At 63.9% G+C, this 23,810-nt stretch carries 25 protein-coding genes, 1 tRNA gene and 2 pseudogenes; 16 read left to right on the forward strand and 12 right to left on the reverse strand.

Annotated elements, in window-relative coordinates:
• Positions 1-103 precede the first annotated feature (103 nt).
• Together H8A92_RS26270 and H8A92_RS26275 are read right to left on the reverse strand one after the other, a co-directional pair.
• Entirely contained in the window at positions 104-481 is a 378-nt protein-coding gene (locus H8A92_RS26270; protein ID WP_163159858.1) for a YkvA family protein, read from the reverse strand.
• Positions 482-574: 93 nt separating this feature from the next.
• Positions 575-880, reverse strand: a complete 306-nt coding sequence (locus tag H8A92_RS26275; RefSeq protein ID WP_229198450.1) for a 4a-hydroxytetrahydrobiopterin dehydratase — start codon at positions 878-880, stop codon at positions 575-577.
• A gap of 226 nt (positions 881-1,106) precedes the next feature.
• Here H8A92_RS26275 and H8A92_RS26280 point away from each other — a divergent pair.
• The 3 genes and pseudogenes from H8A92_RS26280 (at position 1,107) to H8A92_RS26290 (ending at position 5,455) form a co-directional block, all read left to right on the forward strand.
• Positions 1,107-2,509, forward strand: a pseudogene (locus H8A92_RS26280) (TAXI family TRAP transporter solute-binding subunit).
• A 227-nt stretch (positions 2,510-2,736) separates the two neighbouring features.
• Positions 2,737-4,299: an alkaline phosphatase D family protein gene (locus H8A92_RS26285; protein WP_229198451.1), complete on the forward strand. Its 1,563-nt coding sequence runs from the start codon at positions 2,737-2,739 to the stop codon at positions 4,297-4,299.
• Between the two features lie 145 nt (positions 4,300-4,444).
• Positions 4,445-5,455, forward strand: coding sequence for an N-acetylmuramoyl-L-alanine amidase family protein (locus H8A92_RS26290; protein ID WP_229198452.1), 1,011 nt, complete (start codon positions 4,445-4,447; stop codon positions 5,453-5,455).
• A gap of 13 nt (positions 5,456-5,468) precedes the next feature.
• Here H8A92_RS26290 and H8A92_RS26295 read toward each other — a convergent pair whose 3' ends face one another.
• Both H8A92_RS26295 and H8A92_RS26300 read right to left on the reverse strand, forming a co-directional pair.
• Positions 5,469-6,593 carry a hypothetical protein gene (locus H8A92_RS26295; RefSeq protein WP_229198453.1) on the reverse strand — a complete coding sequence of 375 codons (1,125 nt, stop codon included), beginning with the start codon at positions 6,591-6,593 and terminating at the stop codon, positions 5,469-5,471.
• A 90-nt stretch (positions 6,594-6,683) separates the two neighbouring features.
• Positions 6,684-7,058: a response regulator gene (locus H8A92_RS26300; RefSeq protein WP_229198454.1), complete on the reverse strand. Its 375-nt coding sequence runs from the start codon at positions 7,056-7,058 to the stop codon at positions 6,684-6,686.
• A 199-nt stretch (positions 7,059-7,257) separates the two neighbouring features.
• Here H8A92_RS26300 and H8A92_RS26305 point away from each other — a divergent pair, with 199 nt between their 5' ends.
• From H8A92_RS26305 to H8A92_RS26350, 10 genes are all read left to right on the forward strand, one after another.
• Positions 7,258-8,022 carry a Crp/Fnr family transcriptional regulator gene (locus H8A92_RS26305; RefSeq protein ID WP_163159863.1) on the forward strand — a complete coding sequence of 255 codons (765 nt, stop codon included), beginning with the start codon at positions 7,258-7,260 and terminating at the stop codon, positions 8,020-8,022.
• 254 nt (positions 8,023-8,276) lie between these two features.
• Entirely contained in the window at positions 8,277-8,996 is a 720-nt protein-coding gene (locus H8A92_RS26310) for a prolipoprotein diacylglyceryl transferase (RefSeq protein ID WP_229198455.1), read from the forward strand.
• Positions 8,977-10,422: a radical SAM protein gene (locus H8A92_RS26315; protein ID WP_229198456.1), complete on the forward strand. Its 1,446-nt coding sequence runs from the start codon at positions 8,977-8,979 to the stop codon at positions 10,420-10,422. The genes H8A92_RS26310 and H8A92_RS26315 overlap by 20 nt, the downstream gene beginning before the upstream one ends.
• Positions 10,419-10,661: a hypothetical protein gene (locus H8A92_RS26320; RefSeq protein WP_229198457.1), complete on the forward strand. Its 243-nt coding sequence runs from the start codon at positions 10,419-10,421 to the stop codon at positions 10,659-10,661. The genes H8A92_RS26315 and H8A92_RS26320 overlap by 4 nt, the downstream gene beginning before the upstream one ends.
• Before the next feature lie 40 nt (positions 10,662-10,701).
• A complete protein-coding gene (locus tag H8A92_RS26325; protein WP_229198458.1) occupies positions 10,702-10,965 on the forward strand; it encodes a hypothetical protein in 264 nt (87 codons plus the stop codon).
• Between the two features lie 21 nt (positions 10,966-10,986).
• Positions 10,987-11,220: a hypothetical protein gene (locus H8A92_RS26330; RefSeq protein ID WP_229198459.1), complete on the forward strand. Its 234-nt coding sequence runs from the start codon at positions 10,987-10,989 to the stop codon at positions 11,218-11,220.
• Between the two features lie 284 nt (positions 11,221-11,504).
• Complete coding sequence (gene typA, locus H8A92_RS26335; protein ID WP_163157474.1) at positions 11,505-13,331, forward strand: translational GTPase TypA; 1,827 nt, start codon at positions 11,505-11,507, stop codon at positions 13,329-13,331.
• Between the two features lie 174 nt (positions 13,332-13,505).
• The gene (locus tag H8A92_RS26340; RefSeq protein ID WP_229198460.1) at positions 13,506-14,759 is read left to right on the forward strand and encodes a flavin monoamine oxidase family protein; all 1,254 of its coding nucleotides are present in this window, start codon (positions 13,506-13,508) and stop codon (positions 14,757-14,759) included.
• A 63-nt stretch (positions 14,760-14,822) separates the two neighbouring features.
• Entirely contained in the window at positions 14,823-15,038 is a 216-nt protein-coding gene (locus H8A92_RS26345) for a hypothetical protein (RefSeq protein ID WP_229198461.1), read from the forward strand.
• A gap of 16 nt (positions 15,039-15,054) precedes the next feature.
• On the forward strand, positions 15,055-15,888 hold the full coding sequence (locus H8A92_RS26350) for a protein NO VEIN domain-containing protein (RefSeq protein WP_229198462.1): 834 nt from the start codon (positions 15,055-15,057) through the stop codon (positions 15,886-15,888).
• Positions 15,889-15,896: 8 nt separating this feature from the next.
• Here H8A92_RS26350 and H8A92_RS26355 read toward each other — a convergent pair whose 3' ends face one another.
• From H8A92_RS26355 to H8A92_RS26365, 3 genes are all read right to left on the reverse strand, one after another.
• A complete protein-coding gene (locus tag H8A92_RS26355; protein WP_229198463.1) occupies positions 15,897-16,304 on the reverse strand; it encodes a thiol-disulfide oxidoreductase DCC family protein in 408 nt (135 codons plus the stop codon).
• A complete protein-coding gene (locus H8A92_RS26360) occupies positions 16,301-17,629 on the reverse strand; it encodes an SDR family oxidoreductase (protein WP_229198464.1) in 1,329 nt (442 codons plus the stop codon). Before H8A92_RS26360 ends, H8A92_RS26355 begins: the two co-directional genes overlap by 4 nt.
• A gap of 63 nt (positions 17,630-17,692) precedes the next feature.
• Positions 17,693-18,160: a DUF2269 family protein gene (locus H8A92_RS26365; RefSeq protein WP_229198465.1), complete on the reverse strand. Its 468-nt coding sequence runs from the start codon at positions 18,158-18,160 to the stop codon at positions 17,693-17,695.
• A 372-nt stretch (positions 18,161-18,532) separates the two neighbouring features.
• On the opposite strand from H8A92_RS26365, the gene H8A92_RS26370 reads away from it, so the two are divergent.
• Together H8A92_RS26370 and ppa are read left to right on the forward strand one after the other, a co-directional pair.
• Complete coding sequence (locus tag H8A92_RS26370) at positions 18,533-19,042, forward strand: GNAT family N-acetyltransferase (RefSeq protein ID WP_106326641.1); 510 nt, start codon at positions 18,533-18,535, stop codon at positions 19,040-19,042.
• A gap of 166 nt (positions 19,043-19,208) precedes the next feature.
• Positions 19,209-19,736, forward strand: coding sequence for an inorganic diphosphatase (gene ppa, locus H8A92_RS26375; protein WP_229198466.1), 528 nt, complete (start codon positions 19,209-19,211; stop codon positions 19,734-19,736).
• Between the two features lie 148 nt (positions 19,737-19,884).
• Here the strand turns inward: ppa and folD are convergent, their stop codons facing one another.
• From folD to H8A92_RS26390, 3 genes and pseudogenes are all read right to left on the reverse strand, one after another.
• Entirely contained in the window at positions 19,885-20,769 is an 885-nt protein-coding gene (folD, locus tag H8A92_RS26380) for a bifunctional methylenetetrahydrofolate dehydrogenase/methenyltetrahydrofolate cyclohydrolase FolD (RefSeq protein ID WP_229198467.1), read from the reverse strand.
• A gap of 1 nt (position 20,770) precedes the next feature.
• A pseudogene (locus tag H8A92_RS26385) lies at positions 20,771-21,107 on the reverse strand (DUF167 domain-containing protein).
• A gap of 51 nt (positions 21,108-21,158) precedes the next feature.
• Positions 21,159-21,449 (reverse strand): YggT family protein, encoded by a 291-nt coding sequence (locus H8A92_RS26390; protein WP_021078230.1) that lies wholly within the window; start codon positions 21,447-21,449, stop codon positions 21,159-21,161.
• Positions 21,450-21,747: 298 nt separating this feature from the next.
• Between H8A92_RS26390 and H8A92_RS26395 the strand changes: the two genes are divergently transcribed.
• Positions 21,748-21,823: transfer RNA gene (locus H8A92_RS26395), tRNA-Ala, on the forward strand.
• A gap of 153 nt (positions 21,824-21,976) precedes the next feature.
• Here H8A92_RS26395 and H8A92_RS26400 read toward each other — a convergent pair.
• Together H8A92_RS26400 and H8A92_RS26405 are read right to left on the reverse strand one after the other, a co-directional pair.
• Positions 21,977-22,786: an enoyl-CoA hydratase gene (locus H8A92_RS26400; RefSeq protein WP_229198468.1), complete on the reverse strand. Its 810-nt coding sequence runs from the start codon at positions 22,784-22,786 to the stop codon at positions 21,977-21,979.
• Positions 22,787-22,903: 117 nt separating this feature from the next.
• On the reverse strand, positions 22,904-23,707 hold the full coding sequence (locus H8A92_RS26405) for a glutamine amidotransferase (RefSeq protein WP_229198469.1): 804 nt from the start codon (positions 23,705-23,707) through the stop codon (positions 22,904-22,906).
• Positions 23,708-23,810: the final 103 nt, after the last annotated feature.

The raw sequence follows: 23,810 nt of genomic DNA on the forward strand, positions 1-23,810 counted from the left end.
GCTTCACCTTTGCGCGGGGGTAACAAAATCCGGGGCTGAACCACCCGCGGCAATCCCGGATTGCGCTTCGCTTCATCCGGGCTACCCGACCTCTGCTTCCCCCTCACTCCTCCGCAGGCACCCCGCGCTTCAACGCGGCGCGCGCGGCTTCGCGATGCTCCGGCGTGATGTGGCTTGCCACCATGCGGATCGCGGTGGCGAGCACGGCGGCATCATCGGTGAAGCCGAGCACCGGCAGCATGTCCGGAATGAAATCGAACGGCAGGATGAAATAGGCGATTGCGCCGAGTAGAGCGGCCTGGACATGGCGCGGCGTCTGCCGGTCGAAGGCGCAGTAATACGCAGCCAGCAGGTCCTCGGCGAAAGGCAGGCGCGCGACCACCTTCTTGAACTTGATCCAGAAGCGGCGGCGCACACTTTCCCGGTCCTGCGCCAGTCGGTCGGCAGGCTCAAATCCCACGCCGTATTCGGACGTTGCCATCGCAAGGGTTCCTCGCGCCGCGCGACGTTTCGGCGGCGAACGATGCGAATCTGGGGATGTCGGGCAACCGGCGCAAGGTTGCGGGCAGCCGGGTCAGTTGACCCCGAGCTGCCTTGCGATCGCGTTCATGGCCTTGGCGAGGTCGATATCGCGCTTGGTCACCCCGCCGACATCGTGGGTCGCCAGCACGACCTCGACGGTCTTGTAGACGTTCTTCCACTCGGGGTGATGGTCGCTCTTCTCGGCCACCAGGGCGGCGCGCGCCATGAAGCCGAAGGCCTCGTTGAAGTCCTTGAATACGAAGGTCTTTGCAATCGCCTCGCGTCCGGCAAGTTCCGACCAGCCGGCCAGTTCCCAAAGCGCGGCCTTCCTTGCTTCCACTGACAGCTTTTCGACCATGGCAACCCTCCCGTTTGACGCCGACCTTAGCCTAACAACCGGCCTCCGGGGTGGGATCCATGCCGAAATTGAGGCCGGAATCGCGTCCTATCGCCGCTGGTAACCATGACGGAGATGTAACATCTGTCGGTTCTGGAATTTGCTACAAACAGGGGGTGTATGCGCGTTGGCAGTTTTGCGAGATTGAGCCCCGACGATTGTTTGCGAGATCGATGACCTGAGATCGATGACCGACGGCTCCGCCAGCATATCGCCCAAGCCGCAGCGTTCGGCAAAGCGGCGACTGATGTTCGTATTGATCGCGGGCGCGCTCGCCATCATCGGCACGCTGATGGCCGGCTATTACTTCGCGGTACGTCCGGTGACGCTGCGGATCGCAGTCGGCCCGGCGAACAGCGATGACCTCAAGGTCGTTCAGGCGCTGGCGCAGGCCTTCAACAACCAGCAGCATACCCAGGTCAAGCTCCGACCGGTGCAGACCGACGGTGCCTCCGCCAGCGCGCAGACGCTGGCCGACGGCAAGGCCGATCTCGCCATCATCCGCGGCGATCTCGAAGTGCCGAAGAATGCGCAGGCGGTCGCGACCCTGCGCAAGAACGTCGTGGTGATGTGGGTTCCGCCCGCGAAGGGCAAGGTTCGGAAGTCGGCTCGGATCACCAAGATTGCACAGCTTGCCGGCCGCAAGATCGGTGTCGTCGGACGCACCCCGGCCAATGTCAATTTGCTGAAGCTGATCCTGACACAATACGGCGTCGATCCGATGAAGGTCGATATCGTTCAATTCCCGGCCAATGAGGCGACGGACGCCATCAAGAACCTGAAGGCCGACGCCTATCTCGCCGTCGGCCCGGCCAACAGCAAGATCACGATCGATGCGATCACGGCGTCGACCAAGGACGGCGGCGAGCCCACGTTCCTGCCGATCGACGCCTCGGAGCGATCGCGCAAAATCATCCGGCCTATGAGGCCGCGGAAATTCCGGCCGGCTCGCTCGGCTCCGCCGACCGGCCCGACGACGAGGTGAAGACGATCAGCTTCTCGCACCACATCGTCGCGCGAAAGGGCCTGTCGGACTCGACGGTCGCGGCGTTCACCCGGCAATTGTTTGCGATCCGGCAGTCGCTCAAGAACGATTTCCCGCTCGCCGCCAAGATCGAGACGCCCGACACCGACAAGGATGCCACCATTCCGGCGCATCCGGGCGCGGCCGCCTTCGTCGACGGCGAGGAAAAGACCTTCCTCGACCGCTACAGCGACTACATCTGGTGGAGCCTGATGGCATTCTCGGCGATGGGCTCGGCCGGTGCGTGGTTCGCCGGCTATCTCAAGCAGGACGAGCGCAACACCAACACCTCACAGCGCGACCGGCTGCTGGAGATGCTGAAGGGCGCACGGCAAAGCGATTCGACCGAAGAGCTCGACCAGATGCAGGCGGAAGCCGACGATATCCTGCGTCACACGCTGGACAGCTTCGAGCACGGCGCCATCGAAGAAGGCACGCTGACCGCGTTCAACATCGCGCTCGAGCAGTTCCACAACGCGGTCGCCGACCGCAAGGCGCTGCTGCTGAGCATGCCGCAGAATTTGCAGCGCACCGCGACGCAGTTTCGCGCGGCGGGCACGGCGTAGGTCCTTAACGTTCTTCGCTGTGAGGGAGCGGCTGGCGGTAGGGTTCCCTCGCCCCTTGCGGGGGAGGGAGCCTGACACGCGTGCTCACTTTACGAAGAAGCTGACGTGCCTTGGAGCTTTTCTGAGGCGAAGGCTGGAGGTCGCCCCTGTAATCTCTCCGTCATGGAATTTTCCTAGGTCTTGATATGCCCGCGGCGCATTGTCGCTGTGACCTGAGGAGGCTCCCCATGACGATCCGGTTTTCGCGAAAGCTCACCCGCCGACACTTTCTCTCCACTGCGGCTGCGGCCGGCGCCGGCGTGATCGCGATGCCTTATCTGTCGCGCGCCGCCGATCGTCCCGTGATCACCCATGGCGTGCAGTCCGGCGATGTCGGCGTCGACGGCGGCGTGGTGTGGGCGCGTGCGGACCGGCCGTCGCAGATGATGGTCGAGGTCGCGACCACGGAATCGTTCAAGGACGCCCGCGCGCTGCCGCCGATCACGGCGCTGCCGGAGAGCGACTTCACCGCCAAGATGCTGCTGGAGAACCTGCCCTCCGGCCAGGACATCTTCTATCGCGTCCGCTTCCGCGACCTCGCCCATATCGACGTTGTCGGCGAGCCCGTGGTCGGCCGCTTCCGCACCGCGCCGAGCGACCGGCGCGACGTCTCCTTCGTGTGGGGCGGCGACGTCGCCGGCCAGGGCTGGGGCATCAACCCCGACGACGGCGGCATGATCACCTTCTCGGCGATGAAGAAGCACGCCCCGGATTTCTTCCTGCATTCCGGCGACACCATCTATGCCGACGGCATCATCACCGCCGAGCAGAAGCAGCCCGACGGCAAGATCTGGAAGAACATCACGATCCCGGAGAAGGCCAAGGTCGCCGAGACGCTCGACGAATACCGCGCCGCGCACAAATACAATTTCCTCGACTCGAACCTGCGCGCCTTCAATGCCGAAGTGCCGATCTTCGTGCAGTGGGACGATCACGAGGTAACCAACAACTGGTCGCTCTCGAAGCAGCTGCCGGCGACCTACAAGGAGCGCGACATCAACGTGCTCGCCGCGCGCGCGGCAAAAGCCTTCCACGAGATGTATCCGATGCGCGAGAGCATCGTCGAGCCGGGCCGGGTCTATCGCACGCTGAGCTACGGCCCGCATCTCGACGTCTTCATGCTCGACGAGCGCAGCTATCGCGGCCCGAACGGTCCGAACCTGCAGGAGACCTACGGCCCCGACGCCTATTTCATCGGGCCGGACCAGATGGCCTGGCTGAAGCGCGCGCTGCTCAACTCGCGCGCCACCTGGAAGGTGATCGCCTCCGATATGCCGCTCTCGCTGATCGTCTACGACGATGCGACCAACAAGAAGGGTTCGGAAGCCTTCGCGCAAGGCGATGGCCCGGCGCGCGGTCGTGAGCTCGAGATCGCCGACATCCTGCGCTTCATCAAGACCGCAGGGATCGTCAATACAGTCTGGTTGACCGCCGACGTGCACTATGCCGCCGCGCATTACTACAATCCGAACAAGGCCCAGTTCCAGGAGTTCGACCCGTTCTGGGAATTCGTCTCCGGCCCGCTGCATGCCGGCACGTTCGGTCCGAACGAGCTCGACAACACGTTTGGTCCCGAGGTGAAGTTCGTCAAGGCGCCGGGCGAAGCCAACCAGAACCTGCCGCCGTCGGCAGGCATGCAGTTCTTCGGCCACGTCAAGATCGACGGCAAGAGCGGGCAGATGACGGTGAGCCTGCGCGACCGCGTCGACGCCGAGCTGTGGGCGATCACGCTCGATCCGAAGCCGGTGTAATTCGGCCGCAGCCGGAACCGTGCTCCCTGTCCGCGATGCCCTTGTCCCAAAGGCAGGGGCGTTGCGATTGACGGGGATGGACGCGACCTGCCTCTTCCGGTACCTCTAGCGAAGCCGTTATGCTGGGGGCCCGGAGGGGCGGAGCATGAGGCGCTGCGAGTTCTTTCGCGTGCTCGGTGGCATCGTCGCGGGGTTTCGACCTCGCCGCTTGGTTATTGTCGCGATCGCAGTGTTCGCGCTGCTGCCGATCGAAGCCGGCGATGCCGGCTGGCTGCCCGATCTCTTCAAGAGTTCATCCAAACAGGCCAAGGCGCCAAAGCGCGCGAACTCGGCAAGGCAGTCGACAAGGCCGGCCAAATCGGCCAAGCACCGCGTGCCGGCCAAGCACCGCGCCACCCGGCTTGCCGCCCTTGGGCCGGTCGCCCTGCCGCCTTCGGTTCTCAAGCCGGCCGCGGGCAAATGCGATCCCGCGACATTCCGGATCGTTCTGGATGTCGGGCATACCGCTGAATCGGAAGGCGCGATCAGCGCGCGCAACGTCGCCGAGTTCGCGTTCAACCTGCGCCTTGCGCGGCTGATCGCGGAGAGGTTGAAGGCCGACGGCTTTGCCGAGACCAGGCTGCTGCTGACCGACGGCAAGGCAAGACCGAGCCTGTTCAAGCGGGTCGCGAGCGCCAACAATCTGCACGCGGATATGCTGCTGTCGATCCACCACGACTCCGTACCCAACAAGATGCTCGAGGACTGGGAATTCGAGGGCAAGAAGAGCCATTTCAGCGACCGCTTCAGCGGGTACTCCGTGTTCGTCTCCCGAGAGAATCCGGACTTCGAGACGAGCCTCCGGTTCGCCGAACTGATCGCGAAGGAAATGAAGGCGCAGGGGTTGCACTACGCTGTGCAATACAGCCTGCCCATCATGGGTGGCAACCAACACCCGCTGTTGAACAAGGACACCGGCGTCTACAGCTATAATGAGTTGATCGTGCTGCGGAAGACCGCAATGCCCGCCGTTCTGCTGGAGGCAGGCTCGATCATCAACCGGGACGAAGAACTCAAGATGGATTCACCGGAACACCGCAACATCATCGCCGGCGGCGTCGCGTCTGCCGTGCAGGAGTTCTGCGATCCGCGATGGTCGCTGCTCGGTCCGCTCTGACAGCCTGCTGATTTCATTCCTGCTTGCCGGCCTTGAGCTCCGCGACTTTGGCAAGCGCCTGTTCGAACTTGGCGTTGAACAGCCACATCGCATCGAGGATCTCGCGGAAGGTTGCAGACGTCCGGGCCCGGTCGGCCCGGCCGTAAGCGAAGACGCTATTGTTCCGCAGATATCCCATGATCCGGGGATCGGAGATTCGGTAGGCCGTGAGGTTGCCCGACCTGAGCGCGGCTTTGGTCGGCGTCGGAATGATCTGGATCAGCTCGAACAGCTTCATCTGATCGATCGGATCGGGCAGGGCTTTTGCGATCGCCGGAACCTGCGGGAAGATTTCCGCGTGCGCGTTCATGAGGCCGTCGCGCACCGCGGTCCAGTGATTGAACCGGTGATCGAGATTGCCGGCGCGTGCTTCTTCCTTGTCGTCGCGACGGCTCAGCGCAGGATCGAGGGCCGCGATTGATCGTTTGATGGCTAACCATTTCTTGCGACCGTTGCGATCTTCGGACGGGCCGGTCTGCAGGCTCCCTTTGTAGGTGTTCGACCGCGCATTCCCTGCATTTTGCTTGCCGTTCGTCTCGGCGAAGAACAGGCCGAGGCTGATGCGGCCGGCGGCCGCGGCGTCAGCTGCGTTCAGACCCTTGGCGCGCGCGATCACCGTCGCCAGATCGACCACGTCCTTGAATGGCGTCTCGGATGTTTGCGCGCCGGCAGGCGGCGCCTCCATGACGTCAAAGAGCTTCCGGTACTCATCAAGCAGCGGGTCATTGTCGGCGTCGAAATAGGCTGGAGGGATTCCCAGTTTGCCGGGCCTTCCAATCCGGGACGGCAGCGCGTCGGTAAGATCCTTGTACGTGCTCATCATCTCGACACGGGCAAGATAGATCGCCTGGCCCGGCAGGTTCGGCAACGGCTGCCTGGCATCGATCTGCGCGCGCCGCTGGCGCAGGATCGAGACGAAGTTCTTCAGGGCATTGTCGTAGGCCTCGCGCGCGGCGGATTGCGCGCTCGTCAATGCGGCCGGCTCGGCGATGGCTCGAGATACGAAGCCACCGACGACGGTCGAGGCGAGCGGCGACGCGAGCAGCAGAGCGAGAGAGAGCGCGGCTGCGGGCGCTGCGGCAGATGTCCTGATCGCCATGGCGGTTTCCCGAGGCCTGTGCGTCGTCGAATCCGATTGGATCGTAGACGACGAAAGCGCCGACGGCGAGGCCCGAAGCCCGACGACCCGTCAGAGTCCGTTTCGCAGCGCGGCTTCCAGCGTCTCGCTCGAACACGGCTTGTTCAGCCGCGGCTTGCCGGCGAGCGAATCCGGCAGCCTCATATCCGTGCCATAGCCGGTGACGAACGCGAACGGCACCTTCAGCGCATCGAGCCGCTCGGCAATTGCGAAGGTCTTCTCGCCCCTGACGAGGCCGACGTCGAGCAGCGCGAAATCCGGCGCGCGTTCGGCGATCAGTTCGAGCGCGCGGGCAACGTTCGCAGCGGTGCGCACCGTCCGGGCACCGAAGCCGAGGATGGTGTCCTCGAAATAGAGCGAGATGATCGGATCGTCCTCGACGACCAGGACGTCGCCGGGCATGCCGGCATCGGGAGCGGATTCCATGGCTCGGTGTCCATTTCTTCGATGATGGATGAGAGACCGGATCAGTCCGGCCGGATGGCCCGCGACCGGCGCCCAAAGGCACGCCGGCTGTTCCCGAAACGAAACCATCACATCGCGAGCCGCCGCGTCTGTTCACTAGTGAACATAAACGCGGGAACTTACTTGTTATGGTCCGCGTTGGGTTCTCAGGATATTCCAAATGATTACAAAGCCGACCGAGTTGGCCGGAACGAACGACCGGCCGTTCAATAATCTTTTGCGCCGGCTCAACGCCGCCGATTACGAACTGATCGCGCCGTTCCTTGCGGTGGTCGAGGCCGAGGCCGGCGACCTGCTCTACAATCCCGGCGACGATGTCCAGATCGTGCATTTTCCATGCGGACCGAGCCTCGCGTCTTACATGGTGCCCAACGAAGACGGGCGCGATGTCGAGACCATCCTGGTCGGCCGCGAGGGCGCGGTCGGCGGCATCGTCAGTCAGGGATTCCTGCCGGCCTATACCCGCATCACCGTCAAGTTCGGCGGCCCGTTCGTGCGACTGCCGATCAGCAGGCTCGACGCCGCCAAGCTGAGGTCGATCTCGGTGCGCAACATCTTCGCGCGTTATGCCGACTGCATGCTGGCGCAGATATTCCAGTCGACCGCCTGCAACGCGATCCACTCGATCGAGCAGCGCGCTGCGAAATGGATCATCTCGGCGATCGAGCGCACCAACGGCAATGGCGTGGTGCCGCTCACCCATGAGCAGCTCTCGACCCTGCTCGGCGTCGGTCGCAGCTACACCAGCCGGGTGATCCAGAACTTCAAGGCGGAGGGCGTGCTGGACACCCGCCGCGGCGCGATCGTGATCCGCGACCCGGACAAGCTCAAGCTGCGCTCCTGCCTGTGCAACGAGGCGGTGAAGGATCACTTCGAGGAAGTGCTGCGCGGGGTCTATCCAAGCGAGGACAACCCGGCGAACTGATGCCGCCGCTTGCGGCGGATGACTCACGCTACGAATTCGGAACGCTTTTTGTAACTCGTCATGCCCGGGCTTGTCCCGGGCATCCACGTCTTGATATTCCTGTGCAGGAAGACGTGGATGGCCGGGACATAGGCGAGTGGAAGCGACGCCGTCCTTCGGACGGCTGTGCCCGGCCATGACGATACGGAAAGGCCAGCGCAAGTCGGAAAGCATCCGACTATCGCACACCGCGAAAATCACGCTACACTCGCCTCATGAGTGGGGCTGAACTTCACGCCGTCTTCGACGTTGCAGCATGGGGCGCGGCCGCGATCGCCATGTGGTGGTTGTCACGGGTGCGTGGGCTGCAATTCCCGCGGCAATCCTTCGAGCTGACCTATATCGCGGCGCTGGTGTTCGGCGCCGGGATCGGCGCGTACATCTTCGGCACGCTGAACCTGTGGTTCTCGGGCATATCCGGCATCGCCCGCTCGGTCGAGGGCGCGCTGGCCGGCGGCATCGTCGCGATCGAGCTCTATAAATGGCTGCACGGCATCTCGCTGCGCACCGGGGCGCGGTTCGCGCTGCCGCTCGCGATCGGCGTCGCGGTCGGCCGGCTCGGCTGTTATTTCGCGGGGCTCGAGGATTTCACCTACGGCACGCCGACCACGCTGCCCTGGGGCCATGATTTCGGCGACGGCGTGCTGCGCCACCCGGTGCAGCTCTATGAGGGCCTGGCGATGGCCACCTTCGCGGCGTTCTATGTCTGGGCCGTATTGAACCGCAACGCCGCTGTCATCACCAATGGATTCTACCTCGTGCTGTTCTACTACGGCCTGCAGCGCTTCGTGTGGGAGTTCATCAAGCCCTACGGCGCGCTGATCGGCCCGTTCTCGCTGTTCCACCTGCTGTCGCTGTTTGTCATGGTCTACGCCGCCGTCATGCTCGCGACGGCGCCGAATGTGAGTGTGAAGCATGAACGCGCCGCTGCGTAAGTCGCGCCCCTACATCTTCTGGGGCCAGACCCAGTCGCTCTGCGAAACCTGCCTGACCCTGGTGCCGACCAAGATCCAGATTCTCGGCAACGAGGTCTGGTACGAGAAGCGCTGCAAGCAGCACGGCGTGCAATCGACGCTGGTCTCGACCGATCAGGCCTATTGGCGGCTGTGCAAGGATTTCATCAAGCCCGGTGACCGGCCGCTCGCCTTCCAGCGCCACACCGAATTCGGCTGCCCCTATGATTGCGGGCTGTGCCCCGACCATGAGCAGCACTCCTGCCTGGCGCTGATCGAGATCACCGAGCATTGCAACCTGACCTGCCCAGTGTGCTTTGCGGATTCCGCGCCGGCACGTACCAGCTTCACACCGCTGGCCAAGATCGAGAAGATGCTCGACGCGCTGGTGGCGAGCGAGGGCGAGCCTGACCTGGTGCAGATCTCCGGCGGCGAGCCGACGCTGCATCCGGATTTCTTCGCCATTCTGGATGCGGTGCGCGCCCGCCCGATCCGCCATGTCATGATCAACACCAACGGCCTCAGGATCGCGCGCGAGCCGGAGTTCGTGGCGAAACTCGCCGAAAACAAGCGTGGCCTTGAAGTTTATCTGCAGTTCGATTCGCTGAAGCGCGAGGCGTTGGTCAATCTGCGCGGCGCGGATTTGCGCAAGATCCGCCAGCAGGCGCTGGAGAATCTCGAGCGTGAGGGCGTCTCGACCACGCTGGTCGCAACCATCAAGCGCGGCGTCAACGACGCCGAGATCGGCGACATCGTTCGCCATGCCTTGACCTGGAAGTGCGTCCGCGGCGTCACGCTGCAGCCGGTGCAGGACGCCGGCCGCAACGAGGATTTCAACAAGGATACCGACCGCATCATGCTGTCGGAGATCCGCCAGCGCGTGATCGAGACCGGGGTGTTCGGCGACAAGGACATGATCCCGCTGCCGTGCAATCCCGAAAGCATCTCGATCGGCTACGGCCTGCGCAACGCCGACAAGGTGCTGCCGCTGACCTCGCTGATCCCGCAGGAGCAGCTGATCGCGGTGATGCCGAACACGATCAGCCCGGAAAAATATCCGGTGCTGCGGGAAAAGTTCGTCGATTTGTTTTCGCTGTCGTCGGGGCCGCTGAACACGAGCGAACGGGTTTGCGAATTGCTGTGCTGCCTGCCGAGCTTCGAGGTGCCGGAAGGCCTGACCTACGAGAACGTGTTCCGCGTCACCATCGTGCAATTCCTCGATCGCTTCAATTTCTGCGTCGGCAACGTCAAGCGAAGCTGCATCCACTTCGTCACCGAGAGCGGCGCGATCATCCCGTTCGACACCTACAACCTGTTCTACCGCAATGGGCTGATCGACGGCATCCGCGCGAGCCTGGCCGGGCAGACCTATCGAGAGGCACGGCAGAGCGAGGAGGTGCCGCGTTGAGCGAGACCAGCGCGCCCCCTCCGCCCCGCCCTCCGGAGCAGCGCAACGGCTGCGTGACGGCGCTGATGATCGTTGCCGGCGTCATTCTGCTGCTGCCCGGCCTCTGCGCGCTGATCTTCGTATTTGCCGGCGTCGCCAAGACAGCGTCCGATGACCTTCAGTTCGTCGCCGCCTGCCTGCTGGTGGCGTGCTTCGGCGTGGCCCTGATCTGGTGGGCCATCCGCAGACCTCGATCCTAGGAACGGCCGGCATCGCGAACCCACTGGTGGACCAACAGCCATGAGCGAGACCAATCCTCCTCCTGTGCCGCCTGCACCAGCGCAGCCGCCCGCGCTGCCCGCGCCACGCAGCGGCTGCGCGACCGCGTTCATGGTGGTGTTCGGGCTGGTCCTGCTGCTGCCCGGGCTGTGCGCCCTCCTGTTCGGGATCGGCTCGCTGACCAACTCGAGCCTGGAGCCCGGCCTGCTGTTCCTGACCCTGCTCGGCCTTCTGGTCGGGTTCGCCGGCATCATGCTGATCCGGGCTGCGATCAAGGGGCGGTAGCCGTAGGAGGCGCGACGAATCATGAGCAGCCTGGACCAACCGCCGCCGAACAGCTCTTGGCAACCGCGCCAAAGCAGCGGCTGTCTGACCTCGTTCATGCTGTTTCTGGGCGTCATCCTGCTGCTGCCCGGCGTGCTGTGTGCAGTCCTGATCGTCACCTCGGTCGAACCGGGCAGGGACCCATTCACGCCGGTGGTGATGTTGATGGCGCTTGGCGGCGTCGTATTGATCGTTTTGGCCCGTTCCCGGAAATGACGCCGGTCACGGGAACCTGCCAAAACCGGCCCTTCCGGCCCTAATTTCGATCGACCAAACCGTCAATAAATCATTGTTTTTTGGTGATTTCTGACTATATTGCGCCGCAACGCGCAAGGTGCCCGGTCCTCTGACCGGGCTTCCTTTTTGGGGTGATGCGTCCCCGTCAAATTTCTTGGGTATGAGCGTGATCCGGGCCCCGATTGGGCCACGTGAGCGAGCGGCCGGCCAAATCGGTCCGGCGAGATCGCGCATCTGACCATTGCACGACCAGAAGAAGAGCCATGAACCTTCGCAACGTCGCTATCATCGCCCACGTCGACCACGGCAAGACCACCCTCGTCGACCGCCTGCTGCAGCAATCCGGCACCTTCCGTGAGAACCAGAAGGTCACCGAACGCGCCATGGACTCCAACGATCTGGAGCGCGAGCGCGGCATCACCATTCTGGCCAAGGCGGCCTCGGTGCAGTGGAAGGACATCCGCGTCAACATCGTCGACACCCCCGGCCACGCCGACTTCGGCGGCGAGGTCGAGCGCATCCTCAACATGGTGGACGGCGCACTGGTGCTGGTCGACGCCGCCGAGGGTCCGCTGCCGCAGACCAAGTTCGTGGTGTCGAAGGCGCTCAAGATCGGCCTGAAGCCGATCGTCGTCATCAACAAGGTCGACCGTCCCGACGCCCGACCGACCGAAGTCATCAACGAGGTGTTCGACCTGTTCGCGGCGCTCGACGCCAGCGAGGAGCAGCTCGACTTCCCGATCCTGTACGGGTCGGCCAAGCAGGGCTGGATGGCGGAGAGCCCGGAGGGTCCGAAGGACCTCGGCATGCAGCCGCTGTTCGACCTGATCGTGCGCCATGTCGAGCCGCCGAAGGTCGAGGAAGGTCCGTTCCGCATGATCGGCACCATCCTCGAGGCCAACCCCTATCTCGGCCGCATCATCACCGGCCGCATCTCCTCCGGCTCGATCAAGCCGAACCAGCAGGTCAAGGTGCTGTCCGCCGACGGCAAGCTGATCGAGAGCGGCCGCCTGACCAAGATCCTCGCCTTCCGCGGCCTTGAGCGCACCCCGCTCGAAGAGGCTGAGGCCGGCGACATCGTCGCGATCGCGGGCCTCACCAAGGGCACCGTCGCCGACACCTTCTGCGATCCCTCGGTCGAGACGCCGCTGCCGGCGCAGCCGATCGATCCGCCGACGGTGTCGATGTCGTTCATCGTCAACAACTCGCCGCTCGCCGGCACCGAAGGCGACAAGGTGACCTCGCGCATGATCCGCGACCGCCTGATGCGCGAAGCCGAGGGTAATGTCGCGCTGCGCGTCGTCGAGGCCGCCGACAAGGATTCCATGGAAGTCTCCGGCCGCGGCGAATTGCAGCTCGCGATCCTGATCGAGACCATGCGCCGCGAGGGCTTTGAGCTCTCGGTGTCGCGTCCGCGCGTCGTGCTGCAGAAGGACGAGGCGACCGGCAACTGGCAGGAGCCGATCGAAGAGGTCGTGATCGACGTCGACGAGGAGCATTCCGGCGTCGTCGTGCAGAAGATGAGCGAGCGCAAGGCCGAGATGATCGAGATGCGCCCGTCCGGCGGCAACCGCCTGCGGCTGGTGTTCTACGCGCCGACCCGCGGCCTGATCGGTTACCAGGGCGAACTGCTCACCGACACCCGCGGCACCGCGATCATGAACCGCATCTTCCATGGCTATGCCGCCTACAAGGGCGAGATCCAGGGCCGCCGCAACGGTGTCCTGATCTCCAACGACCAGGGCGAAGCGGTGGCCTATGCGATGTTCAAGCTGGAAGACCGCGGCCCGATGATGATCGAGCCGGGCTGGAAGGTCTACAAGGGCATGATCGTCGGCGAGCACACCCGCGACAACGACCTCGAGATCAACGTGCTGAAGGGCAAGCAGCTCACCAACATCCGCACCACCTCGAAGGACGAAGCGGTGCGCCTGACGCCGCCGATCCGGATGACCCTGGAAAAGGCGCTCGCCTATATCGAAGACGACGAGCTCGTCGAGGTGACGCCGAAGTCGATCCGGCTGCGCAAGAAGCACCTCGATCCGAACGACCGCAAGCGCGCCGAGAAGGCCAAGGAAGCGGTGGCGTAAACGGTCCCGCATAGAAACTGTCATGCCCCGGCTTGACCGGGGCATCCAGTACGCCGCGGCTCATCGGCTCAATCACTCCTGTCTCTGGAATACTGGATCACCCGCTTTCGCGGGTGATGACAGTTATGCGCGTGTTGACTTTGGACGTGTCGCCAGACGTGCTAGAGCCGGGACATGAGTTCCCTTCCTTCCAGGGTCGATGTTGCCATCATCGGCGCCGGCGCCGCAGGCCTCGGCGCCGCGCATGCGCTGAAGGGCACCGGCCTTTCCAGCATCGTACTGGAGGCCCGCGACCGCCTCGGCGGCCGCGCGCATACGATTCAGGCCGCGCCTGACGTGGTGTTCGACGTCGGCTGCGGCTGGCTGCACTCGGCTGACCAGAACAGCTTCGTCGGCATCGCCCAGCAACTCGGCTTCGAGCTCAACAAGGACCTGCCGCCGTGGCGCGAGCGCGCCTACGGCAAGGCATTCCCGCAGGCCGACCGCGATGCGTTCATGCTCGCGCTCGACCAGTTCTATGATCGCCTCGAAGCGGCCGCGCGCGGCGGCAAGGACGGTTCGGCCGATCGCTATCTGGAGCCCGGCAACCGCTGGAACCCGATGATCGATGCGATCTCGACCTATGTGAACGGCTGCGAGCTCGACCAGCTCTCGATCCTCGACTTCGACGCCTATGAGGACAGCAACGTCAATTGGCGCGTGAAGCGCGGCTATGGCGCGCTGGTCGCAGCCTATGGCGAACAGGTATCGGTCGCGCTGAACTGCGAGGTCCGGCTGATCGATCACGCAGGCAAGCGCGTCCGCATCGAGACCTCACGCGGCACACTGGAGGCGGACAGGGTGATCGTCACCGTGCCGACCAACCTGATCGCCGACGAGGCGATCCGCTTTTCGCCGGCGCTGCCGGACAAGCTCGATGCCGCGCGCGGCCTGCCGCTCGGCCTCGCCGACAAGGTGACCCTGGCGCTCGCCGAGCCCGAGGCGCTGCCAAAGGAAGGCAATCTGCGCGGCGCCACGATGCGCACCGAGATGGGCACCTACCACATCCGTCCGTTCGGCCAGCCCTGCATCGAAGGCTTCTTCGGCGGCCGTTTTGCGCAAGCGCTCGAAGATGCCGGCGACGGCGCCATCGCCGCGCACAGCATCGACGAGATCGTTTCCTTCCTCGGCAATGATTTCCGCCGCAAGCTGACGCCGCTCAGCGAATCCCGCTGGGCCCACGACCCGTTCGCCCGCGGCTCCTACTCGCACGCGCTGCCCGGCCACGCCGACAAGCGCGCCGCTCTCGCCGCCCCGATCGACGGCCGGCTGTTCTTCGCAGGCGAGGCGACGTCGCCGCATTTCTTCTCGACCGCGCATGGCGCGCGGGACTCGGGGGAGCGGGCGGCGAAGGAGGTGCTTGGGACCCCAACCAAAGCCCAAGGTTGAACCGACTTGCACGGCTCGGCCGGACCGGCCATTCTAATGAAAATGTTTGGTCCGAGACGAACGATGGCGACAGATCAGGGATATCTGGGTTGGCGCGGAGCCGTGGATCAAAGGCTCACTGATATCTACTGCATCACGATCGAGGACGCTGGCCTCGATGAGGAATACTTGCAGCGAAACTGGAAATCCAAACAGACGCCGACTGAGTTTGTTGAATGGCTCGGCAACAAGTTTGACCTTGATCGACGACCGTTTCCTATTCGAACCATGGGCCGTTAGGGCAACGTAAGCCGCAATGGCACACGAGCCCAACGAACGACGAAACTGGACCGACGAAGAGCTTGATCTGATCGTCGCCGACTATTTCCTGATGCTACAAGGCGAAGCTATTGGGAAATCGTACAGCAAGGCGGAGCATAGTCGCCTTCTTCGGCGCCATATCGATCGATCCGAGGGTTCAATCGAGTTCAAACACCAAAATATCTCAGCGGTGTTGCTCAAGCTTGGGCTTCCAAGGATTGCCGGGTACATGCCGGCCGCCAACTATCAGAAGGCTATTATCCCGGCTATCGATCGGTATCTTTCTTCGCATCCCATGGCGTTGTACCCGGAAAAGACCGTGGAAGGATTCGCTGAGCGGCAGGGACTGTTTGTTGGAACGCCGCCGCCTCTTCTGGCCGCGAATCCGAGTAGAGCGGACATACAGCGATTGATCCGCAAGTTTAATCCGGTCGAGCGAGATTTCCGAAATCGCAAGCTCGGCAGGGACGGAGAAGAGCTGGTTTTTCAGTACGAACATCAAAGGCTAACGGAACTCGACCGACCCGATCTTGCCAAGAAAGTTCGGTGGATTTCAGAGGAGCTAGGTGACGGCGCGGGTTACGACATACTTTCCTTCGATGAACGCGGCAAAGAACGCTTTCTTGAAGTTAAAACTACCGTCGGCGCCGACGTGACGCCGTTTTACATCACGAGAAATGAGCTTTCCTTGGCAGAAGAACGACCAGATGCTTTTCGACTCTGCAGAGTCTTTGATTTCTCAGCATCCCCAAGAATGTTTGAGCTGATTCCACCACTGAGGAGCTTTGTCCATCTATCGCCCCTCAGCTACGAGGCATCATTCTCCTAGTATTTTTCCTACTCCAGCACCCTCGCCCGCATGTCAGCATCAGGCACGAAGCACGTCTCGTACTTCCCGAAAATCTTGTAGCGGTTGCGCGCGATCACGCTGTAGACGGCGTCACGCAGCGGCTTGGGCACCGCGAACAGCGCACTTGTCCAGCCCCAGCCCGGGAGATGGCTCAGCACCGTCAACGCGGCATCGGACTTCATCCAGGCGATACCGTCATGGACGACGGCATTGGTGTCGGGGTCGTCGGGGTCGATGCCGAAGGTTTTTGCCAGCCGCGTGCCGTAGTCGGACTGGATCGGCGTGAAGCGGAAACGGCGCGCTGTGTCGCGCGCAATGACGAAACGGACCCAGCGCGAGCAGAAGATGCAGACACCGTCGTAGAGGATCACGTCGTCGTCGGGCCAGCTACTCATCGATTGTCCAGAATAAGAAGCGCCACCAGCATGAGCACTATCGCGGGCGCGGTCTTCACCAGCGCGCCGAGCGGCTCGATCCAGAGATCGGGCGTCAGGATCGCCGATCCCGTCATGTAGCCGAGCGAGGCGATGATGCCGGCAACGAGACCCAACGCCGCGGTGCGCCGGATCGCGATCAGCACGCCGATGCTCATGTCCATCAGGCTGGTCAGCACCGTCACCGGCCCGACCAGAGCGGGCGGAAAATGATGCGCGGTCAGAATGCCGGCGGCCGCGTCATAGGAGATCACCAGCGCGATGAAGCCGGAGGCGATCCAGAACAGCGCCAGACTCGCGAAGATCAACGCCTTGATCAGGAACAGCCGCGCGAACCATTTGTCCTGGATCGTCGCCGGACGCGCGCCGACCGCTTGTGCGATCGTCTTCGGCGCGATGCCGGTGGCATCCATCCAGCCTGCGGGATCGCCGGTGACGCCGCGGCGCAGCTCGGCGATCGCGGTGGTCCGCAGCGGCGGCGTCCAGCCGAGCCCGCTGGTGAGATCACCGAGGCGAGCACCGAGATCGATCAGGAACGACGGCGAGGCGATGCGGAAATGTTTCGCCGTGCCGAATGCCCAGCGGAACTGGGCGACGACGACGCCGAGCGAGACCGGCTGCTTCTGCATCAGATCCCATGTCACCGCTCGGACGCGCTCATCGGCGACATCGCGTGCCGCGAGCCAGGCGATGGTGGCGGCGATATCCTCGACCGCGACCGGCTGGAACGGCGTCGCCGCCTCATCGGCCGGCAGATCGACCGGCAGCGCCGCCAGCGCGCGCAGCATGGCGCTGCCGCCATAGGCCGACGGCGCAATGACGAAGCCCGGGCGCAGGATCGCATGCGCGATCCCTGACGCCGCAATCAGCCGCTCGGCCTCACGCTTGGTGGTGCTGAAGGCGGTGCGGTCCTCACTGGCCGTGCCGGGAATCGAGATGTGGACGAGACGGATGGCGCGATGGCTGTCGCCGATCGCCGCAAGCAGCCGCGCGACGAAATCGCGATGCACCGCGCCTGTGTCGCTGCCGGGGCCATCCTGCAGCACGCCGAGGCAATTCACGACAACGTCCACCTCATGCGTGCGAATGAGCTGCGTCAGCGCTGCGGCATCCATCGACATCACGGGAAGCTCGAGGTCGGCCGCGCTCATCTTTTGAGCGGGCGTGAAATGCCGCGCGATCCCGATCACCTGAAAACCGCGCCCGCGCAGATCATCGGTGACATAGCGTCCGATCAATCCCGACGCGCCGAGCACGAGGATGTTGTGTGATGCGTCGTCACTCATGGGAGTCTTGTTTGAGCATGATCCTGTTCGGAAAACCGCTGCACACTTTTCCGGGATCATGCTCTAAAATGGCTTCGCGATCATCAGCCACAGGATGATCATCACCGAGCCGAAGCCGGGAATCCCGAACAGGAACCAGCGGCGAAACAGCGCATGGTAACGCGGCGGCAACGGCAGGCCTTTGTCGGCGGCGGCCTGTGCGAGGTCGCGCATCTCCATCTGCATGAAGACGACAGGAACCCAAAACGCGCCGGCGAGCGCGTAGAGCGCAAGCGACACCAGCAACCAGCGCTCGGTGATGCCCGTCGACGACAGCATCATCAGCAGGCCGCCGCTCACCGGCTGCAGCAGCACGGCGCTGAGCGTGAAGATCATGTCCGCGATCACGACGGTCGTCGCCGTGCGCGCGATGAAGGCCACATCATGGGAGCGATGGGCCGCCAGCATGAAGAAGGCGATGCCGGTCCCGGTGCCGAGGATCACGATGGCGCCGAGCACATGCAGATATTTGATCAGGAAATAGAGCGTCATCGCAGTCCGCTCGTGATCGGGCCGGTTTCGGCGCGCACAGATACCGCTGCTGCCATAGGCCGGGCCCGCGTGAAAATCCACTGCGGCGGCGCAAGCGCGAAGGGCATGATGCAACGGCTTCGCGACTGGATTCGCTCGCAAAATTCCGGCGGCGAATCAGCGCCGAATGGCCTTTTTCCCAACTGCGGCATAGTCATACAGCGCGCGCGATCACGCTTTGCACAGGCCAGGACCGGCGATTGGTTGCGCGGGCCCCGCGAGTGTCCTCTTTCGGTACAAGTTTTCATGACACTGATGCAAAAAATCCACAGGTTAACCGATAATTAACGATGGACCTTGAAGGCGGCCCGCTGACTTGCTTTGATTAGGTGCATGAGCACAACGCTAATCGAGGTCCGGCCGGCCAAAGCTGCAGACGCGGCTGCGGTGGCGTCTACCCATGACGAAGCCTGGCGCTCGGCGTATCAGGGAATCATCCCCGGCGCCGAACTCGAGAAGCTGATCAATCGCCGTGGCCCGCAGTGGTGGGACAGCGCTATCCGCAAGGGCAGCCGCGTCAGCGTGCTGGTGTTCGGCGACCGCATCGCAGGCTATGCCAATTACGGCCGCAACCGCGCCCGCAGCCTGCATTTCGAAGGCGAGATCTACGAACTCTATCTGCGGCCGGAATTCCAGGGTCTCGGCTTCGGCCGTCGCCTGTTCGCCTCCGCCCGCCGCGATCTCCTGCAGAGCGGCCTGAAGAGCATGGTGATCTGGGCGCTCTCGGATAACGAACCGGCGACCGAGTTCTACCGCGCGCTGGGCGGCCGGATGGTGGCGCGCTCCTCGGAGCGGTTCGGGCCGAAGTCGCTCGACAAGGTCGCTTTCGCCTGGGCGAACTGAAAATCCTGCTTCTCTCGCAGCGGCGGCAAGGCTAAACCAGCCTGAGCGTTTGCGCGCGACAGCCAGCCCGGCTCCCAAGGCCGGGCCTGATGCTGTTTTGCGGCCTGGCGGCGCCAACCAAAAAATCACATCGTTCTCAACTTCCAAAGGCCACGCGGAGCAATCCATGCGTATCGACGCCATATCGATCGGAAAAAATCCGCCCCACGACGTCAACGTCATCATCGAGGTTGCCGTCGGCGGCGAGCCCATCAAGTACGAGATGGACAAGGAGGCCGGCACGCTCGTGGTGGACCGCTTCCTGTACACGCCGATGCGCTATCCCGGCAATTACGGCTTCATCCCGCACACCCTGTCGGGCGACGGCGATCCCTGCGACGTGCTGATCGTCAACACCCGCGCGATCGTGCCGGGCGCCGTGATGAGCGTCCGCGTGGTCGGCGTGCTCTTGATGGAGGACGAGGCCGGCGGCGACGAGAAGATCATCGCGGTGCCGTCGTCGAAGCTGACCCAGCGCTACGACAAGGTACAGAATTACAACGACCTGCCCGACATCACGCTGCAGCAGATCCAGCACTTCTTCGAGCACTACAAGGATCTCGAGAAGGGCAAATGGGTGAAGGTGCTGCGCTGGGGCGACGCCGACGAAGCCCGCAAGCTGATCCTCGAAGGCATCGAGCGCGCGAAGAAGTGACTTACCTCGCCCCGCTTGCGGGTAGAGGTCGGATCGCATCGTAAGATGCGATCCGGGTGAGGGGGTACAGGTCCGTCCACCTTCAACACTCGTGGAGAGAGCCCCTCACCCCGACCCTCTCCCCGCAAGAGCGGGGCGAGGGAGCAGTTCACACCGCCGGCGCGGGCAGGCCGTGAATCGCGCAGGCGGCGCGCAGCGTGTTGACCAGCAGGCACGCCACCGTCATCTGCCCGACGCCGCCGGGCACCGGCGTGATCGCGCCGGCGACGTTGAGCGCTTCCTGGAATGCGACGTCGCCGACCAGCTTCGGCTTGCCGCCGGGCACCGGGATGCGGTTGATGCCGACATCGATCACGGTCGCACCCGGCTTCAGCCAGTCGCCACGCACCATCTCCGGTCGGCCGACCGCGGCATAGACCAGATCGGCCTGGGCGCAGAGCTTCGGCAGGTCGCGCGAGCGCGAATGCGCAATCGTGACCGTCGCGTTCTCGTTCAGCAGCAACTGCACCAGCGGACGACCGACCAGGTTGGAGCGGCCGATCACGATCGCGTTCATGCCCTCGAGCGAGGCATGCACGCTCTTGGTCAGGATGATGCAGCCGAGCGGCGTGCACGGCGACAGCGCCGCCAGGCCGCCGGCGAGCCGGCCGGCATTGTTCGGATGCAGGCCGTCGACATCCTTGGCCGGGTCGATCGCGTTGATGATGGTTTCGGTGTGCAGCGATTTCGGCAGCGGCAGCTGCACCAGGATGCCGTGCACCAGCGGATCGCGGTTGAGACGCGCGATCAACGCCAGAAGGTCGGCCTGCGACACGTCCTCCGGCAATTTGTGCTCGAACGAGGCCATGCCGGCGGCCTGGGTCTGGGTGTGCTTGCTGCGGACATAGACCTCGCTTGCGGGATCGTGGCCGACCAGCACGACGGCGAGCCCCGGCGTCAGCGCATGGTCGCGCTTGACGCGGGCGACCTCGTCGGCGACGCGGGTGCGAAGCTCGGCGGCGATGGCTTTTCCGTCGATGATGCGGGCAGTCATGTCAGTCCTTCGTCTCTTGGTTCGGCGCGGTCGCAGTCAATTTCCTCAAGGTGTCGCCGAGCTGCCTCGGATCGCCGTCGACCGCCACCTGCTTCAGTCGCGAGGTGGCACCGGGACAGCAGCTTCACCCTGGCCTTGGGCACGCCGAGCGCCTTGGCCAATAACTCCGTCACCGCCCGGTTGGCCTCGCCGCCCTCGGCAATGGCGCGGACCCGCACCTTCACCACGGATCGGCCGTTGGCCAGCGTCTCGATCCCGTCGATATCGTCGCGGCCGCCGCGCGGCGTCACGCGCAAGGCGATGCTGATGCCCTCGGTGGAATAACGCCAGGGATCCATTGCCAAGGCTCCATCAACAAGGATCCATCAGCAGCGGTCCATCGCCAGGGATCAGATCACGTTGGGATAGATGTAATAGGCGATCACCCGCTGGATGAACATGATGATCAGGATCACGATGATCGGCGAGATATCGAGGCCGCCCAGATTCGGCATCACGTTGCGAATCGGCCGCAGCACCGGCTCGGTGATCCGGTAGAGGAACTCGGCCACCGCGGAAACGAACTGGTTGCGCGTGTTGACCACGTTGAAGGCGACCAGCCAGGACAGGATGGCGGAGGCGATCAGAAGCCAGACATAGAGGTCGAGGACGATGATGACGATGTCGAGAACAGCGCGCATATGATGGGGGCTCGCGGGTGGGACGACCAGGTAAAGCGCAACGAAACCGGACTTGAACCGCCAGCGCGCTTCTTGTTTGAGCAGGATCTTCTCGGAAAACCGCTACGTACTTCTCGCTAACGCGGCCCGCCGGGTCCGGATCATGCTCTAAATATCGGTTCGTCCCCCCGCAAACAAGGGAAGTTCCGGGCAGGAAAGCCCGAAAACCGCTGTTTCACCGTTCTTGACTTGGCCTTGGGCGGGACTGTAAATGGCGCCCGACTGACGGCCGGGACACTCAGCAACACCCGGTCGCGATGGGGCCATAGCTCAGCTGGGAGAGCGCGTCGTTCGCAATGACGAGGTCGGCGGTTCGATCCCGCCTGGCTCCACCAGCCTTCGCTCGCTTCGCGAGCTTCGGCTCGGCAAGCCCGGAAAGTCCATCGTAGCGAAGTGAGCGAAGGCTGCCGCGGCGTAGCCCGAAGGGCGAAGCAGGGCTAAGGCAAGCTCCCCGCAGGGCGAAGACGGACCCAATCCGCCCCTCCCCCTCACGTCCCCGTAAACCGCGGCGGCCGCTTCTCGACGAAGCTCGCGACGCCTTCCCGGAAATCATTGCCCTTGAGCGCGATCTGCATCTCGCGGTTGGCGTCGATGGTGGCTTCGGCCAGCGTCTGGAACGGCACGTCGTAGACCTGGCGCTTGATAGTCGCGATCGCGCTCGGCGAGACGAAATCGGCGAGGTCGCGGGCATAGGCGTAGGTTTCCTCGCGCAGCTTCTCCGGCGAAGAGAGCCGGTTGACGAGGCCGATGCGCAGCGCCTCCGCGGCGGAGACGCGCCGCGCCGACATCAACAGATCAAGCGCGTTGGCGTGACCGACGATGTGCGGCAGCATCCAGCTGATGCCATGCTCGGCGATCAGACCGCGCCGCGCGAACGCAGTCGTGAACACCGCGCTGTCGGCGGCGAAGCGCAGGTCGCAATAGAGCGCGTGGACCAGGCCGATGCCCGCGGTGGCGCCGTTGAGCATCGCGATCACGGGCTTCTTGATTGCGGGATAGTAGGCGTAGCGCGTCTGCCAATCGGCGCGGCGATTCATGTCGAACGGAATGTTCTCGCCGCGTCGGACCTCGTTGGGATCGATCCCTTTCAGCGCGTCCATGTCGGCGCCGGCGCAGAAACCTCGGCCCGCGCCGGTCAGCACGATGACGCGAACATCGTCGTCATTTGCCGCAGCCTCCATCGCGTGGCGGACGTCCCGCTCCATGATCGCCGTCCACGCATTCATGCGGTCGGGACGGTTGAGCGTGATGGTGGCGATCCTGTCGCTGACATCATAGAGGATGTGTTCGTAGCTCACGGCGATCTCCCTGTGCCTTGTTGTTATTGATGCGCGCGGCGATACGGCCCGCGCGTGGCACCTCGACAGTAGCACATCCATCAGAATGAAAAGGCGGCGTGAAATTCCGCCGCGCGGCTATTCCGCGGCCTGCAGCATCACCGGTTGCCGCACCCGCGCGATCCATCCATCGATGAAATGCGTCAGCCACGCGCGCTCGGCGGCATCGTGCACGGCGCGCTCGGCGAAGTGCTGATGACGCGGCTGCGCGCCCGGCGAATCCATCCGCGCGCAGCCGCGCGCGGTCCAGCGATGCATCATCGCGTAGGTCACATCGGGATGGAATTGCAGGCCGAAGGCGTTGCGGAACTGGAACGCCTGCACCGGGAAATCATCGCCGGCTGCAAGCAAATCGGCGCCGGCCGGCAATTGAAATCCCTCGCCATGCCAGTGATAGACGCGCGCCGGCCAGTCCGGGCAAAGCGCGCGGCCCGCCTGCGTCGGCCTGACCGGATAGTAGCCGACCTCGACACGGCCTTGCGGATGCGGCGCGACGCGCGCGCCGAGTTGCCGCGCCAGCATCTGCGCGCCGAGGCAGATGCCGAGGAACGGACGCTGCTCGCGCAGCGGAATTGCGATCCAGTCGATCTCCCGCCGCACGTAGTCGTCGGGATCGTTGGCGCTCATCGGACCGCCGAAGATCACCGCGCCGGCATGCGCCTCGAGCGTCTCGGGCAGCGCATCGCCGAAGCGCGGACGGCGGATGTCGAGGGGGTAGCCCAGCGCACGCAGCGCGTTGCCGATCCGGCCCGGGGTCGATGTCTCCTGATGCAGCACGATCAGCACCGGCCGGAGCGAGGCCTGACTTGCCGGCGTGACCGCGGCCGGCCTTCGGCTCGCGAAGGGCACCACGACACGGGTTTGGTCAGACCGGAACGACATTGCCTCGAACTTGAAGGTTTGGCCTCTGCTTAAAGTTTCGGCACGTAAGGTGCGATCTTAGCTAAGTGGTCGTTAACATCGTGTGAGTTTGCGCACACCCAGG

The organism is Bradyrhizobium acaciae, assembly GCF_020889785.1.
Lineage (GTDB): Bacteria > Pseudomonadota > Alphaproteobacteria > Rhizobiales > Xanthobacteraceae > Bradyrhizobium > Bradyrhizobium acaciae.

Coding starts and splice junctions, on each gene's coding strand:
- H8A92_RS26270 (WP_163159858.1), bottom strand. CDS start 481: ATGGCAACGTCCGAATACGGCGTGGGATTTGAGCCTGCCGACCGACTG.
- H8A92_RS26275 (WP_229198450.1), bottom strand. CDS start 880: ATGGTCGAAAAGCTGTCAGTGGAAGCAAGGAAGGCCGCGCTTTGGGAA.
- H8A92_RS26285 (WP_229198451.1), top strand. CDS start 2,737: ATGACGATCCGGTTTTCGCGAAAGCTCACCCGCCGACACTTTCTCTCC.
- H8A92_RS26290 (WP_229198452.1), top strand. CDS start 4,445: ATGAGGCGCTGCGAGTTCTTTCGCGTGCTCGGTGGCATCGTCGCGGGG.
- H8A92_RS26295 (WP_229198453.1), bottom strand. CDS start 6,593: ATGGCGATCAGGACATCTGCCGCAGCGCCCGCAGCCGCGCTCTCTCTC.
- H8A92_RS26300 (WP_229198454.1), bottom strand. CDS start 7,058: ATGGAATCCGCTCCCGATGCCGGCATGCCCGGCGACGTCCTGGTCGTC.
- H8A92_RS26305 (WP_163159863.1), top strand. CDS start 7,258: ATGATTACAAAGCCGACCGAGTTGGCCGGAACGAACGACCGGCCGTTC.
- H8A92_RS26310 (WP_229198455.1), top strand. CDS start 8,277: ATGAGTGGGGCTGAACTTCACGCCGTCTTCGACGTTGCAGCATGGGGC.
- H8A92_RS26315 (WP_229198456.1), top strand. CDS start 8,977: ATGAACGCGCCGCTGCGTAAGTCGCGCCCCTACATCTTCTGGGGCCAG.
- H8A92_RS26325 (WP_229198458.1), top strand. CDS start 10,702: ATGAGCGAGACCAATCCTCCTCCTGTGCCGCCTGCACCAGCGCAGCCG.
- H8A92_RS26330 (WP_229198459.1), top strand. CDS start 10,987: ATGAGCAGCCTGGACCAACCGCCGCCGAACAGCTCTTGGCAACCGCGC.
- typA (WP_163157474.1), top strand. CDS start 11,505: ATGAACCTTCGCAACGTCGCTATCATCGCCCACGTCGACCACGGCAAG.
- H8A92_RS26340 (WP_229198460.1), top strand. CDS start 13,506: ATGAGTTCCCTTCCTTCCAGGGTCGATGTTGCCATCATCGGCGCCGGC.
- H8A92_RS26345 (WP_229198461.1), top strand. CDS start 14,823: ATGGCGACAGATCAGGGATATCTGGGTTGGCGCGGAGCCGTGGATCAA.
- H8A92_RS26350 (WP_229198462.1), top strand. CDS start 15,055: ATGGCACACGAGCCCAACGAACGACGAAACTGGACCGACGAAGAGCTT.
- H8A92_RS26355 (WP_229198463.1), bottom strand. CDS start 16,304: ATGAGTAGCTGGCCCGACGACGACGTGATCCTCTACGACGGTGTCTGC.
- H8A92_RS26360 (WP_229198464.1), bottom strand. CDS start 17,629: ATGAGTGACGACGCATCACACAACATCCTCGTGCTCGGCGCGTCGGGA.
- H8A92_RS26365 (WP_229198465.1), bottom strand. CDS start 18,160: ATGACGCTCTATTTCCTGATCAAATATCTGCATGTGCTCGGCGCCATC.
- H8A92_RS26370 (WP_106326641.1), top strand. CDS start 18,533: ATGAGCACAACGCTAATCGAGGTCCGGCCGGCCAAAGCTGCAGACGCG.
- ppa (WP_229198466.1), top strand. CDS start 19,209: ATGCGTATCGACGCCATATCGATCGGAAAAAATCCGCCCCACGACGTC.
- folD (WP_229198467.1), bottom strand. CDS start 20,769: ATGACTGCCCGCATCATCGACGGAAAAGCCATCGCCGCCGAGCTTCGC.
- H8A92_RS26390 (WP_021078230.1), bottom strand. CDS start 21,449: ATGCGCGCTGTTCTCGACATCGTCATCATCGTCCTCGACCTCTATGTC.
- H8A92_RS26405 (WP_229198469.1), bottom strand. CDS start 23,707: ATGTCGTTCCGGTCTGACCAAACCCGTGTCGTGGTGCCCTTCGCGAGC.